Annotated in this window: 11 protein-coding genes; 8 read left to right on the forward strand and 3 right to left on the reverse strand. The window is 62.5% G+C overall.

The annotated features are described in order from the left end of the window. Nucleotides 1-168: 168 nt before the first annotated feature. The 4 genes from QMK47_RS02170 to QMK47_RS02185 are packed head-to-tail and all read left to right on the forward strand — an operon-like array spanning nucleotide 169 to nucleotide 3,131. Entirely contained in the window at nucleotides 169-834 is a 666-nt protein-coding gene (locus QMK47_RS02170; RefSeq protein ID WP_214511022.1) for an amino acid ABC transporter permease, read from the forward strand. Next, entirely contained in the window at nucleotides 815-1,474 is a 660-nt protein-coding gene (locus tag QMK47_RS02175; RefSeq protein WP_320389745.1) for an amino acid ABC transporter permease, read from the forward strand. The genes QMK47_RS02170 and QMK47_RS02175 overlap by 20 nt, the downstream gene beginning before the upstream one ends. Further along, the gene (locus QMK47_RS02180) at nucleotides 1,471-2,253 is read left to right on the forward strand and encodes an amino acid ABC transporter ATP-binding protein (protein ID WP_253470853.1); all 783 of its coding nucleotides are present in this window, start codon (nucleotides 1,471-1,473) and stop codon (nucleotides 2,251-2,253) included. Before QMK47_RS02175 ends, QMK47_RS02180 begins: the two co-directional genes overlap by 4 nt. Beyond that, the gene (locus tag QMK47_RS02185; RefSeq protein ID WP_253470856.1) at nucleotides 2,250-3,131 is read left to right on the forward strand and encodes a transporter substrate-binding domain-containing protein; all 882 of its coding nucleotides are present in this window, start codon (nucleotides 2,250-2,252) and stop codon (nucleotides 3,129-3,131) included. The genes QMK47_RS02180 and QMK47_RS02185 overlap by 4 nt, the downstream gene beginning before the upstream one ends. A gap of 129 nt (nucleotides 3,132-3,260) precedes the next feature. On the opposite strand, the gene QMK47_RS02190 is transcribed toward QMK47_RS02185, so the two are convergent. Next, complete coding sequence (locus QMK47_RS02190; RefSeq protein WP_253470859.1) at nucleotides 3,261-4,421, reverse strand: AAA family ATPase; 1,161 nt, start codon at nucleotides 4,419-4,421, stop codon at nucleotides 3,261-3,263. A 240-nt stretch (nucleotides 4,422-4,661) separates the two neighbouring features. Here QMK47_RS02190 and QMK47_RS02195 point away from each other — a divergent pair, with 240 nt between their 5' ends. From QMK47_RS02195 to QMK47_RS02205, 3 genes are read left to right on the forward strand one after another with little or no spacing between them, the layout of a single operon-like run. Further along, nucleotides 4,662-5,765: an efflux RND transporter periplasmic adaptor subunit gene (locus tag QMK47_RS02195; protein ID WP_253470861.1), complete on the forward strand. Its 1,104-nt coding sequence runs from the start codon at nucleotides 4,662-4,664 to the stop codon at nucleotides 5,763-5,765. Then, nucleotides 5,762-6,826 (forward strand): efflux RND transporter periplasmic adaptor subunit, encoded by a 1,065-nt coding sequence (locus QMK47_RS02200; protein ID WP_320389746.1) that lies wholly within the window; start codon nucleotides 5,762-5,764, stop codon nucleotides 6,824-6,826. Before QMK47_RS02195 ends, QMK47_RS02200 begins: the two co-directional genes overlap by 4 nt. Continuing rightward, the gene (locus QMK47_RS02205) at nucleotides 6,823-9,870 is read left to right on the forward strand and encodes an efflux RND transporter permease subunit (RefSeq protein ID WP_253470864.1); all 3,048 of its coding nucleotides are present in this window, start codon (nucleotides 6,823-6,825) and stop codon (nucleotides 9,868-9,870) included. Before QMK47_RS02200 ends, QMK47_RS02205 begins: the two co-directional genes overlap by 4 nt. A gap of 157 nt (nucleotides 9,871-10,027) precedes the next feature. On the opposite strand, the gene QMK47_RS02210 is transcribed toward QMK47_RS02205, so the two are convergent. Continuing rightward, on the reverse strand, nucleotides 10,028-12,247 hold the full coding sequence (locus tag QMK47_RS02210) for a heavy metal translocating P-type ATPase (RefSeq protein WP_253470866.1): 2,220 nt from the start codon (nucleotides 12,245-12,247) through the stop codon (nucleotides 10,028-10,030). Between the two features lie 86 nt (nucleotides 12,248-12,333). On the opposite strand from QMK47_RS02210, the gene cadR reads away from it, so the two are divergent. Continuing rightward, nucleotides 12,334-12,780, forward strand: a complete 447-nt coding sequence (cadR, locus tag QMK47_RS02215) for a Cd(II)/Pb(II)-responsive transcriptional regulator (RefSeq protein WP_003196623.1) — start codon at nucleotides 12,334-12,336, stop codon at nucleotides 12,778-12,780. Between the two features lie 93 nt (nucleotides 12,781-12,873). Here the strand turns inward: cadR and QMK47_RS02220 are convergent, their stop codons facing one another. Then, nucleotides 12,874-13,845 (reverse strand): thymidylate synthase, encoded by a 972-nt coding sequence (locus QMK47_RS02220; RefSeq protein WP_320389747.1) that lies wholly within the window; start codon nucleotides 13,843-13,845, stop codon nucleotides 12,874-12,876. Between the last annotated feature and the right edge of the window lie 13 nt (nucleotides 13,846-13,858).

The raw sequence follows: 13,858 nt of genomic DNA on the forward strand, positions 1-13,858 counted from the left end.
TTACCCGTTGCGGCAAATCCGGGGGATAGTTTTTTGCGTGATATCAATATGCTTTAACGGTATTTAAATTACGCTTCTTATGCCATTAAAGTCAGTGCCTGCCGAGTAGCTATCCGCTGCCCATGGACCGCACTACCGCCGCTTACCGAGCGGCGTCCAGGATGTTCAATGAACTTCGATTACGCTTTTATCCTCAGCACCCTCCCGGCGTTTCTCAAGGCTGTGGGCGTGACGCTGCAGGTCGGCTTTATCGCCATCGCCACATCGCTGCTGGTGGCGCTGGTCAACGCGACGATCCTGGTGTTGCGCACGCCGTACCTGCAACGCCTGGTGGGGCTGTACGTGGAACTGGCGCGCAACACGCCGCTGCTCATCCAGCTGTTCTTCGTCTACTTCGCATTGCCGGCGCTGGGCATCAAGGTGTCGGGGTTTGCGGCGGCGATCATCACCATGACATTCCTGGGCGGTGCCTACCTCACGGAAGTGCTGCGTGCGGGCGTGGATGCGGTGCCCCAGGCGCAGTTGGAATCCGGTCGCTCCATCGGGCTGTCCCACGGCCAATTGTTGCGCTACGTGATCTTGCCGCAGGCCGGGATCCTCAGCCTGCCGTCGCTGTTCGCCAACTTCATTTTCCTGCTGAAGGAGACCACGGTGGTCTCGGCCGTGGCGGTGCCGGAGATTCTCTACACCACCAAAAGCTACATCGCCCTCTACTACAAGACCTACGAAATGCTCGCCGTGCTGACGCTGATTTGCGTGCTGCTGTTTTTGCCGCTGTCGCTGCTGCTCGGCCGTCTGGAAAGGAGGCTCCAGCATGGCCAGTTCGGGTCTTGAGTTGCTGTGGGTGTCGTTGCCGCAACTGGGCAAGGGCGCTGCGCAAACCCTGTCGATTTCCTTCCTGAGCATCGCCATCAGCACCATTGGCGGCGTGCTTTACGGCGTGTTGCGTACGCTGGGCGTGAGGTGGTTGGACACCGTCCTGCGGATCTACCTGGAGCTGTTTCGGGCGATCCCGGTGCTGGTCTGGTTGTACTTGCTGTTCTTCGGCGTGCCGATATTTTTTGGCCTGAGCATTCCAAGTTTCTGGTGCGCGGTCCTGGTGTTGTCGTTGTGGGGCGCCAGTGAAGTCGGCGAAGTAGTGCGCGGCGCCTTGCATTCGTTGCCGCGCGGCCAACGGGAGGCAGGCTTGTCGATCGGGCTGAACGGTCCGCAACTCTACGGCCATGTACTGCTGCCGCAAGCGCTGAGACGCATGACGCCGCCGACCATCAATGTCTATACGCGCATCATCAAGACCAGCTCCCTGGCCGTGCTGATCGGCGTGGTGGACGTCATCAAGGTCGGCCAGCAGATCATCGAACGCACCTACGAATCCGTGCTGATCTACGGCGCGTTGTTCCTGTTTTTCTTTTTCATTTGCTACCCGCTCTCGGCCGCCTCGCGCGTGCTGGAGCGGCGCTGGACGCAAGCATGAGCGCATTGATCGAGTTCAAGGGTTTCAACAAGTTTTTCGGCGAGCAACAGGTGCTGGACGGCATCGACCTGCAAGTACAGCCAGGCGAAGTGATCGTCATCCTCGGCCCCAGTGGCTGCGGCAAAAGCACCTTGCTGCGTTGCCTCAACGGGCTGGAAGTGGCCCACAGCGGCAACCTGACATTCGCCGGTCGCGAGTTGCTGGACAAGGGCACCGACTGGCGCGAAGTGCGGCAGCAGATCGGCATGGTGTTCCAGAGCTACCACCTGTTCCCGCACATGAGCGTGCTCGATAACTTGCTGCTTGGCCCGGTCAAAGTGCAAAAACGCAACCGCCGCGAGGCGTGCGGCCAGGCCGAAGCCTTGCTGGCCCGAGTGGGCCTGCTGGACAAGCGCGATGCCTTTCCACGCCAGCTCTCCGGCGGCCAGCAGCAACGCATCGCCATCGTGCGTTCGCTGTGCATGAACCCCAAGGTCATGTTGTTCGATGAGGTCACCGCCGCTCTCGACCCGGAAATGGTCAAGGAGGTGCTGGAAGTCATCCAGGGCTTGGCCCGCGACGGCATGACGCTGTTGATCGTCACCCACGAAATGGCCTTCGCCCGCGCCGTGGCTGACCGCATCGTGTTCATGGATGCCGGGCGAATCCTTGAACAGAACCCTCCCGAGATTTTCTTTACGAACCCGCAAACCGCACGAGCGCAGCAGTTCCTGGAGAAGTTCTCCTACGTCGCCGCACTACCCAAAACGACTCAAACAAAGGAACTGGAACTGTCATGAAAACTGCCAAGTCTTCTCTGCTGCTACTGCCGTTGCTCGCCGCCTTCCTGCTGGCCGGCTGCAACAAAACCGAAGAACCGCCGAAGCCGAACGTCGCCGGCCAAAGCACCGCGCCGGCCGGCTACCTGGACAAAATCAAGGCGCGGGACAAGTTGATCGTCGGCGTCTTCACTGACAAGCCACCGTTTGGCTTCGTCAATGAGGCGGGGCGGTATGTCGGCTTCGATACCGATATCGGCCGTCGCTTTGCCAAGGACCTGCTCGGCGATGAAAACAAGGTCGAGTTCGTCGCGGTCGAGCCGGCGAGCCGGATTCCGTTCCTGCAAAGCGACAAGGTCGACCTGATCCTGGCCAACATGACCGTGACCCCGGAGCGCAAGGAAGCGGTGGAGTTCACCAACCCGAATCTGAAAGTCGCGGTGCAGGCGCTGGTGCCACAAGCCAGCTCGGTGAAAAGCCTCGATGACCTGGCGACCCGTACCACCATCGTCACCACCGGCACCACGGCGGATATCTGGCTGACCAGGAATCACCCGGACTGGAAACTGCTCAAGTTCGAGAAAAACTCCGAGTCCCTGCAAGCATTGGCCAACGGTCGTGGCGATGCTTATGCCCAGGACAATCTGGTGTTGTTCAGTTGGGCCAAGCAGAACCCCGGCTATCGCGTGCTGGAGCAGACGCTGGGCGCCGAAGCGCCGATCGCACCGGCGGTGAAGAAGGGCAATATCGAGCTGCGTGATTGGGTCAACGCCGAGTTGGCGAAGCTGGGTGAAGAGAAGTATTTGCTCAAGTTGTACGATCAGTACGTGCGCAAGGAATTGAGCGATGACACCAAGCCTGAGAGCGTGATCGTCGAGGGGGGCAAGTGGCAGGGGTGATTCGCTGACTTTGTTTAGGCCTTCCGATAGCTATCGCGAGCAAGCTCGCTCCCACAGGGGGAATAGTGTTCGACCGCAATTCCCCCTGTGGGAGCGAGCTTGCTCGCGATTCGGTTGATCAGGCGCCACTCAATCTGGCCAATGCCACGCCGGCTCATCCAACACCCGTTGCCCGACAATCCCGGTCTGCCCAAGCTCTTTTTCCAGCACGATGCAATTGCAGTCTTCATCCTGCTCCAGGGCGGCGATCAGGCGCGTGGCGTGGGACACCACCCAGACCTGGCAATTGACTGAAGCCCGGATGATCAGCCGCGCCAAGGCCGGCAACAGATCGGGGTGCAGGCTGGTTTCCGGTTCGTTGAGCACCATCAGCGAGGGCGGTCGTGGTGTGAGCAGGGCGGCCACCAGCAACAGATAGCGCAGGGTCCCGTCCGACAGTTCGGCGGCGGACAGCGGCCGCAGCAGGCCATGCTGTTGGAACGCGATGGCGAAACGTCCGCCTTGCAGTTTCTCGATGTGCAGTTGGGCACCGGGGAATGCGTCGCCGATGGCGGCGTGCAAGGCCTCGACGTCACCGATCTCAAGGATGGTCTGCAACGCGGCGGCCAGATCGCGTCCGTCGTGGTGCAGCACCGGCGTGCGGGTGCCCAATTGCGGTTGGCGCACCGGGGCGTCGGCATCGCTGCGAAAATGATCGTAGAAGCGCCAGCGACGAATGAACTCGCGCATCTGCAAGACCTCTGGCGAAGTGCGCAGGCTGCCGACCTGGTCGAACAGGCTGTCGAAGGTCGGCGTGTGCTGGGCCAGCACATCCCAGGAGCGGCCTTCGCGGGCACGGATCATCGGCCCGTTGCGGTCCACCAGCAGGCTGGCCGGCCGAAACACCGGGCCGGCCCAGATGCATTCGCGCTTGATTTCAGGGTCCAGTGCAAACGCCGAACGACTGGGCTCCGGCAAGCCCAGGGCGATGCAATAGCTGAACTCTTCACCGGCGAAGCCCAGGCGCAGGCGCTTGGTGCCCTGGCGCACAATCGCCTGGACCGGCACTTCGCCGTTACGCATGCGCCGGCTGATTTCTTCCGGCCCGGCCCAGAAGGTCGAGTCCAGTCCGCCTTCGCGGGCCAGGGCGTTGACCACCCCGCCCTGGGCCGTCTCTGCCAACAGGCGCAGGGCGCGGTACAGATTGGACTTGCCGCTGCCGTTGGGACCGGTGATCAGGTTAAGCCGGCCCAGGGGGATGACCAGCTTGTTGATGGATCGGTAATTGGCCACCGCCAGGGTCTTGAGCATGGGTAGCCTCCTGCAGCATGGGTTCGTAGGAGCTGGCGAGCGAAGCGAGGCTGCGATCTTTCCGAACCCCATTGATTCTCAAGTGAAAGATCAAAAGATCGCAGCCTCGCTTCGCTCGGCAGCTCCTACAGGCGGCGATCAGTTTGCCTGATTTGCTGCACCCGTTGTATTCGTGGAACCCTGTTCTAAGCTCACAGTCGTATCGTCACTGGTACGTCCGTACAACGCAAAGGAGTCTGCATGGCTGGTCCCGGAATCAAATTGATGATTGGTTTGGGCGTGTGCGTGTTGTTGACGGGGTGCGGTGATAAGAAGCCCGAAGAAAAAGCCCTGCCGCGGGTTTTCGTGCAGCAAGCCGTGCCCAGCGAATACGCCGCTTCGGTGACCTTGACCGGCGATGTCCAGGCGCGGGTGCAGGCCGACCTGTCGTTTCGTGTGGGCGGCAAGATCATCGAGCGCAAGGTCGATGTCGGCGCCCGGGTTTCGGCCCGGCAAGTGCTGGCCCGGCTCGATCCGCGGGACCTGCAGACCAACGTCGACTCCGCCGAGGCCCAGGTGGCCGCCGAGCAGGCGCGGGTCAAGCAGAGTGCGGCGGCGTTCGTGCGCCAGCAGAAACTCTTGCCCAAGGGCTACACCAGCCAGAGCGAATACGACGCCGCCCAGGCTCAACTGCGCAGCAGCCAGAGTGCGCTGACCGCCGCCCAGGCCCAACTGGCCAACGCCCGCGAACAACTGAGCTACACCGCACTGATTGCCGAGGCCCCGGGCATCATCACCGCACGCCAGGCGGAAGTCGGCCAGGTGGTGCAGGCCACGGAGCCGATCTTCAGCCTGGCCCGGGATGGCGAACGTGACGCGGTGTTCAACATCTACGAATCGCTGTTGAGCGAACCGCCGTCGGACCCTGCGATCACCATCAGTCTGCTGGATAACCCCGCCATCAAGACCACCGGCACGGTGCGCGAGATCACCCCGGCGGTGTCTGCCCAGACCGGCACCGTGCAGGTCAAGGTCACCCTCGATGATTTACCCGAAGGCATGCACCTGGGCTCGGTGGTCAGTGCCACGGCCAAATCCGCCGGCAAGACCGCCTTCGAGCTGCCCTGGTCGGCCCTGACCAAGAACCTCAGTGACCCGGCCGTGTGGCTGGTGGACGGCGAGGGCAAGGCGCAGTTGCAGACGGTGACCGTCGGCCGCTACCTGACCGGCAAAGTCATCATCAGCGATGGCCTCAAGGGCGGTGAGAAAATCATCACCGCAGGCGGGCAATTGCTCCACCCGGGCGTGCGCGTCGAGATCGCTGAAAACACCTCTGGAAAAACCACGCCGGGAGCCCAGCCATGAAGCGTTTATGGATGGTTTCGGCCGGCCTCTTGCTGGCCGCCTGCTCCAAGGAAGAAGCGCCACCCGAACCGGTGCGCCCGGTGTTGTCCGTTGAAGTCAGGGCCCTCGACCAGCAGGCGCTTGGGCGGTTCGCCGGGAATATCCAGGCCCGCTACGAGAGCAACGTGGGTTTCCGCGTGCCAGGACGGATCGCCAGTCGCAATGTCGACGTCGGCGCGGAGGTGAAGAAGGGCGACCTGCTCGCCACGCTCGACCCTACCGACCAGCAGAACCAGTTGCGTGCCGCCGAGGGCGATCTGGCGCGGATCGAGGCGCAGTACATCAATGCCCAGGCCAATGCCCGCCGCCAGCAGCAATTGTTCGACCGTGGCGTCGGTGCCCAGGCGCAACTGGACATCGCCCAGACCGACCTGAAAACCACTGGCGCCTCTCTCGAACAGGCCAAGGCCTCGGTGGAGCAGGCCCGCGACCAGCTCAACTACAGCGAACTGCACACTGACCACGACGCCGTCGTCACGGCCTGGAATGCCGAAGCCGGGCAGGTGGTCACCGCCGGCCAGCAAGTGGTGACCCTGGCCCGCCCGGACATCAAGGAGGCGGTGATCGACCTGCCGGCCGGGCTGGTCGAGCGCCTGCCCACGGACGTGGTGTTCGAGGTCGCCGCGCAGTTGGACCCGAGCATCCACACCACCGCTACCGTGCGCGAGATCGAACCCCAGGCCCAGAGCGCCACCCGTACCCGCCGCGCGCGCCTGACGTTGGCCGATACACCGCCAGGTTTTCGCCTGGGCACGGCCATCAGCGTGACCCTGAGCTCGACCATCGAACCGCGCATCGAGCTGCCACTCAGCGCGTTGCAAGAGATCGACGGCAAGGCGCGGATCTGGCTGGTCGACCCGCAAACCCAGACCGTCTCGCCCCGTGACGTACGGATTCTCGAACGTTCGGCCAACTCGGTGCTGGTGGCCAACGGCATCAAGGCCGGCGATCGCGTGGTCAGCGCCGGGGTGAACAGTCTCCAGCCGGGGCAGAAAGTGAAACTCGACGAGGAAGCACGATGAAAGGGCCTTTCAATCTGTCCGAATGGGCCCTGCGGCATCAGTCGTTCGTCTGGTACCTGATGTTCGTGGCATTGTTGATGGGCGTGTTTTCGTACATGAACCTGGGGCGCGAAGAAGACCCATCGTTCACCATCAAGACCATGGTCATCCAGACCCGTTGGCCTGGCGCGACCCAGGAAGAAACCCTCAGGCAGGTCACCGACCGCATCGAGAAAAAACTCGAAGAGCTCGATTCCCTCGACTACGTCAAAAGCTACACCCGACCGGGGGAGTCGACGGTGTTCGTGTACCTGCTCGACACCACCGGGGCCAAGGAAATCCCCGAGATCTGGTACCAGGTGCGCAAGAAGATCAACGACATTCGCGGCGATTTTCCTGACGGCCTGCAAGGGCCCGGGTTCAACGACGAGTTCGGCGATGTCTACGGTTCGGTGTACGCCTTCACCGGCGATGGCCTGTCGATGCGCCAGTTGCGCGACTACGTCGAACAGGTGCGCGCCGAGATCCATGACGTCCCGGGCCTGGGCAAGGTCGAGATGGTGGGCGAGCAGGACGAAGTGCTCTACCTGAACTTCTCCACACGCAAACTTGCCGCCCTGGGGATCGACCAGCGCCAAGTCGTGCAAAGCCTGCAAACCCAGAACGCCGTGACCCCGGCCGGGGTCATCGACGCCGGGCCCGAGCGGATTTCCGTGCGCACGTCCGGGCAGTTCCAGTCGGAAAAAGACCTGGCCAACGTCAACCTGCGGCTCAATGACCGCTTCTATCGACTGGCCGACATCGCCGATATCAGCCGCGGTTACGTTGACCCTGCCACGCCGATGTTCCGTTTCAACGGTACACCGGCCATCGGCCTCGCCATCGCAATGAAGAAGGGCGGCAACATCCAGGACTTCGGCAAGGCGCTGCATGCGCGCATGACTGAACTGACCGCCGACCTGCCGGTGGGCGTTGGCGTGCACACCGTGTCGGACCAGGCCGAGGTGGTGGAAGAGGCAGTCGGCGGTTTTACCAGCGCCTTGTTCGAGGCGGTGATCATTGTATTGGTCGTCAGCTTCATCAGCCTTGGCGTACGGGCCGGGCTGGTGGTGGCCTGTTCGATTCCGCTGGTGCTGGCGATGGTCTTCCTGTTCATGGAATACAGCGGCATCACCATGCAGCGGATTTCCCTCGGCGCGTTGATCATCGCCCTCGGCCTGCTGGTGGACGACGCAATGATCACCGTGGAAATGATGGTCACGCGCCTGGAAAAAGGCGACACCAAGGACCAGGCCGCGACGTTCGCCTATACCTCGACAGCGTTCCCGATGCTCACCGGGACCCTGGTGACCGTGGCCGGTTTCGTGCCCATCGGCCTGAACGCCAGTTCCGCCGGTGAGTACACCTTCACCCTGTTCGCGGTCATCGCCGTGGCGATGCTGGTGTCATGGATCGTCGCGGTGTTGTTTGCCCCGGTGATCGGCGTGCACATCCTCAGCACCAACGTGAAACCCCACAGCGCCGAGCCGGGGCGGATCGGCCGGGCGTTCAACGGTGGCCTGCTGTGGGCGATGCGCAATCGCTGGTGGGCCATCGGCATCACCGTGCTGCTGTTCGTGCTGTCGGTGTTTTGCATGCGTTTTGTGCAGAACCAGTTCTTCCCGTCCTCGGACCGGCCGGAAATCCTGGTGGACCTCAACCTGCCGCAAAACGCCTCGATGGACGAGACCCGCCGGGCGGTCGATCGCCTGGAAGCGACCCTCAAGGGCGACCCGGACATCGAGCGCTGGAGCACCTACATCGGCGAAGGCGCGATTCGCTTTTACCTGCCGCTGGACCAGCAACTGCAGAACCCGTACTACGCGCAACTGGTGATTGTCAGCAAGGGCCTGGAGTCGCGCACGGCCCTCACCGAGCGCCTGCAAAAGCGTCTGCGTGAGGATTTCGTCGGGATTGGCAGCTACGTGCAGGCCCTGGAAATGGGCCCGCCGGTGGGCCGGCCGATCCAGTACCGGGTCAGCGGCAAGGACATCGACCAGGTGCGCAAGCATGCGATCGAGCTGGCCACCGAGCTGGACAAGAACTCGCACATTGGCGAAATCATTTACGACTGGAACGAACCGGGCAAGGTGCTGCGCATCGACATCGCCCAGGACAAGGCGCGGCAGTTGGGCTTGTCTTCCGATGATGTGGCCAGGCTGATGAACAGCATCGTCAGCGGCTCGCCCGTGACCCAGGTCAACGACGATATTTACCTGATCGACGTGGTTGGCCGTGCCGAAGATGCCGAGCGTGGTTCGCCGGAAACCCTGCAGAACCTGCAAATCGTCACCCCGGGCGGCAACTCGATTCCGTTGCTGGCGTTCGCCACGGTGCGCTATGAACTGGAACAGCCCTTGGTGTGGCGTCGTGACCGCAAGCCGACCATCACCATCAAGGCCGCGGTGCGTGACGAGATCCAGCCCACCGACCTGGTCAAGCAACTGCAACCGGCCATCGACAAGTTCGCCGCCGGCCTGCCAGTGGGCTACAAGGTCGCCACGGGCGGTACGGTGGAAGAGAGCAGCAAGGCCCAAGGGCCGATCGCCAGTGTCGTGCCTCTGATGCTGTTCTTGATGGCGACCTTCCTGATGATCCAGCTGCACAGCGTGCAGAAACTGTTCCTGGTGGCGAGCGTCGCGCCCCTCGGGTTGATCGGCGTGGTGCTGGCGCTGGTGCCAACGGGCACGCCCATGGGCTTCGTGGCGATCCTCGGGATCCTCGCGTTGATTGGCATCATCATCCGTAACTCGGTGATCCTGGTGACCCAGATCGATGAATACGAACGTGACGGCTACGAGCCCTGGGATGCGGTGGTGGAAGCCACCGAGCACCGGCGCCGACCGATCCTGCTCACGGCGGCTGCGGCGAGCCTGGGGATGATTCCGATTGCCCGGGAAGTGTTCTGGGGGCCGATGGCCTACGCGATGATCGGCGGGATCATCATCGCCACCCTGTTGACGCTGCTGTTCCTGCCGGCGCTGTATGTGGCCTGGTACAAGATCCGCGAGCCGAAGCGTGATTGAGTTGGCCTTGAATCATGGGGGCTGCTGTGCAGCCCATCGCGAGCAAGCTTTGCTCCCACAGTGGATCGTTGCGAGTTCAGGATTTTGAACTCACTGTAGATCTGCTGTGGGAGCAAAGCTTGCTCGCGATAGGGCCCGTCCAGCCACCGAGGACTTCTTATTTGCGCAACAACCGCAACCCATTGAACACCACCAGCAAACTCACCCCCATGTCGGCAAACACCGCCATCCACATGGTGGCGAACCCGGCGAAGGTGAACCCGAGGAAAATCGCCTTGATCACCAACGCCAAGGCAATGTTCTGTTTCAGGATGCTTGAAGTCTGCCGCGACAGGCGAATGAACGCCGGGATCTTGCGCAGATCATCGTCCATCAAGGCGACATCGGCGGTTTCGATGGCCGTGTCGGTGCCGGCCGCCGCCATGGCGAAACCGATTTCCGAACGGGCCAGGGCCGGGGCGTCATTGATACCGTCACCGACCATGCCGACGCGGTGACCCTGGGCGTACAACGCTTCGATGGCTTGCAGCTTGTCTTCGGGCAACAGGTCGCCCCGCGCCTGGTCCATGCCCACCTGCGCGGCAATTGCGTCGGCGGTGTGGGCGTTATCGCCGGTGAGCATCAGGGTCTTGATGCCCAGGTCATGCAGTTGCCGGATGGCTTCGCGGCTGGAATCCTTCACGGTGTCGGCCACGGCAAACAGCGCCAAGGGGCCGGTAGCGTCGAGCAGCAGCACCACGGACTTGCCTTGTTTTTCCAAGGCGAAGAGTTTCTCTTCCAGTTCGGGGGAGCACAGGCCAAGGTCTTCCACGAGGCGGTGATTACCCAGGTGATAAGTCTGCCCGCCGATGTCGCCGCGCACGCCGCGCCCGGCAAGCGCCGCAAAGTTATCCACAACCTGCTGTGCCAGTTGCTTATCCACAGCCGCGTTGGCAATCGCCCGGGAAACCGGGTGGTCGGAGCGGGCCGCGAGGCTGGCGGCGAGGGCCGGAGCGGTGGTTTCCATGCTCGGGGCCAGCGCCACATAGTCGGTTTGCACCGGCTTGCCGTGGGTGATCGTGCCGGTCTTGTCCAGGGCCAGGTAGTCGAGCTTGTAGCCGCCCTCCAGGTACACGCCGCCTTTGACCAGGATGCCTTTGCGCGCGGCGGCGGCGAGGCCGCTGACAATGGTCACGGGGGTGGAAATCACCAGTGCGCAGGGGCAAGCGACCACCAGCAGCACCAGCGCCCGGTAGATCCAGTCGAACCACGCCGCACCCATGAACAGCGGTGGGATGATGGCTACAGCCAGGGCCAGGACAAACACCGCCGGGGTGTAGATTTTCGAGAACTGGTCGACGAAGCGCTGAGTCGGCGCGCGGGAGCCCTGGGCCTGTTCCACGGCGTGGATGATTCGCGCTAGCGTGGAGTGATCGGCCGCCGCGGTCACGGTGTATTCCAATTCGCCGGCCTGGTTGATGGTGCCGGCGAACACCTTGTCGCCGATGGTTTTTTCCACCGGCAGGCTCTCGCCCGTGATCGGTGCCTGGTCAATGGTCGAACGACCGGCGACCACGTCGCCGTCCAGGCCAACCCTTTCGCCCGGGCGAACCCGTACCCGCGCACCGAGTGCGATGACTTTTACGTCTTGTGCCTGCCAGCTGCCATCGGCCTGTTGCACGGTGGCCTGTTCCGGGGCCATCTGCATCAGGCCGCTGATGGCGTTGCGCGCCCGGTCCAGGGATTTGGCTTCGATCAGCTCGGCCACGGTGAACAGGAACATCACCATCGCCGCTTCCGGCCATTGGCCGATCAGCACGGCGCCGGTCACGGCGATGCTCATCAACGCATTGATGTTCAGGTTGCGGTTTTTCAGGGCGATCCAGCCCTTTTTGTAGGTACCCAGGCCACCGCTGAGGATCGACACCAATGCCACCACTGCGACCACCCAGTTTGGCGCGGCGTTGGTGAAGTGGATCACCTCGGCGCCCAGGGCTGTCACGCCGGACAGCGCCAGCGGCCACCAGGGCTTGGCCGGGGCGGGCAAGTCAGGGGTGGCTTTCTCTTTGCCTGGAGTCATCGGCTCGGCCCGCATCCCTAAGGATTCGATGGCCTTGATGATCGGCGCGTCGCTCGGCAAATCGTGGGTTACGCCCAGCACGCGGTTGATCAGGTTGAAATCCAGTTGCTGCACGCCTTCGAGCTTGCCGAGCTTGTTCTGGATCAGCGTCTGTTCGGTGGGGCAGTCCATGGCTTCGATGCGGAAACTGCTCAGCCGCGCACCGTCCGTCGGCGTTTTGCCGAGGATGACCTGCGACGGGGCTGCTTTCGATGCGCAGCAGGAATGCCCGTGGTCATGGCCGTGGTCGGGTTTGTGGATGTGAAGGGAATCGCTCATCGGGTGACGTCCGTGAAAAGTGCCTGTTGCACAGTAAAGACCCTATAGCCACTATAGGGTCAAGCACCTATTTGGGAGGTCGCAGCATGAAGATCGGAGAACTGGCGAAAATCACCGACTGCCAGGTCGAAACCATCCGCTACTACGAGCGCGAAGGCTTGCTGCCGGAACCGGCCCGTAGCGACGGCAATTACCGCGTCTACACCCAGGCCCATGCCGAGCGGCTGACGTTCATCCGCAATTGCCGCACCTTGGACATGACCCTGGAAGAAATCCGCAGCCTCCTGGCTCTGCGTGACAGCCCCCAGGACCAGTGCGAAAGCGTCAACGCGCTGATCGACGAGCACATCCAACACGTCAAGGCCCGCATCGACGGCCTGCTGGCCTTGCAGACGCAACTGATCGACCTGCGCCATCGTTGTGGCGAAGGGCCGGACCTGGATCAATGCGGGATCTTGCAGCGGTTGGAGGTGAGTGGCGCGGTGGCGCCGGAGGTGGAGCATTCGCATGTGGGGCGTAGTCACGGGCATTGAGCCCTTGCCACCAATCCCCAATACACAGAGTCGCCTATGGGAGCAAAGCTTTGCTCCCATAGGCCTGCACACAGGGGTGATGGTGGGATCCTTTTAGACCGCCATCGGCGCGGTCATCGGCGCGTGGTGCTGGTAGCCTTCGAGGGAGAAGTCGCTTGGTTCCACCAGCTCCAGCCACTCAGGCTGGTACACACCGGTCTTGGCAAACTCCGGCACACGCTCGGAAATCACCAGCTTGGGCATCGGGAACGGCTCGCGCCTGAGCTGTTCCTTAAGCATGTCCAGATGATTTTCATAGACATGGGCATCGCCGATGAAATAGGTGAACCAGCGCGGCGTGTAGCCGGTCAGGCGGCCGATCAGGCTCAGCAGCGCGGCGCCTTCGGTGAGGTTGAACGGCGTGCCCAGGCCCAGGTCGTTGGAGCGGATGTAGAGGGTCAGGGAGATTTCCTTGGTCTCGACATTCGGGTGGAACTGGTAGAGCAGGTGGCACGGCGGCAGGGCCATCTCATCGAGCTGGGCGCAGTTCCAGCCGTGGAACAGGATGCGCCGGCTGCCCGGGTCCTTGATGATGGTGTCGACGCACTGGCGAACCTGGTCGATGGCCTTGTACAGCACCACGTAGGCCTGGCCGTTTTCTTCGCCTTCGGCGATCTGCCGGTAACCCTGGGCCAGTGTCTGCTCGATGGCCGCCGGGTTGCTCAGGGGGATCTGTTTGTAGGCCGGCCATTTGCGCCATTGCACGCCGTAGATCTCGCCCAGGTCGTCTTCGCCCTGGCGGAACGGGTTGGCCAGCCACTGGGCGTTTTCGTTGGCGTTCTGGTCCCAGACCTTGCAGCCCAGGGCACGGAATTCGGCGGCATTGTTCACGCCGCGCAGAAAGCCGCACATCTCGCCGATGGCCGATTTGAAGGCCATTTTGCGGGTGGTGATGGCCGGGAAACCGTCTTTCAAGTCATAGCGCAGCATGGCGCCGGGGAAGCTGATGGTGTTCACACCGGTGCGGTTGGCTTGCTTGGTGCCGTTCTTGATGACGTGGGCCACCAGATCGAGATATTGCTTCATGGGTTACCTGTGT

This window comes from Pseudomonas sp. P9_35 (genome assembly GCF_034008205.1).
Classification (GTDB): Bacteria; Pseudomonadota; Gammaproteobacteria; order Pseudomonadales; family Pseudomonadaceae; genus Aquipseudomonas; species Aquipseudomonas kilonensis.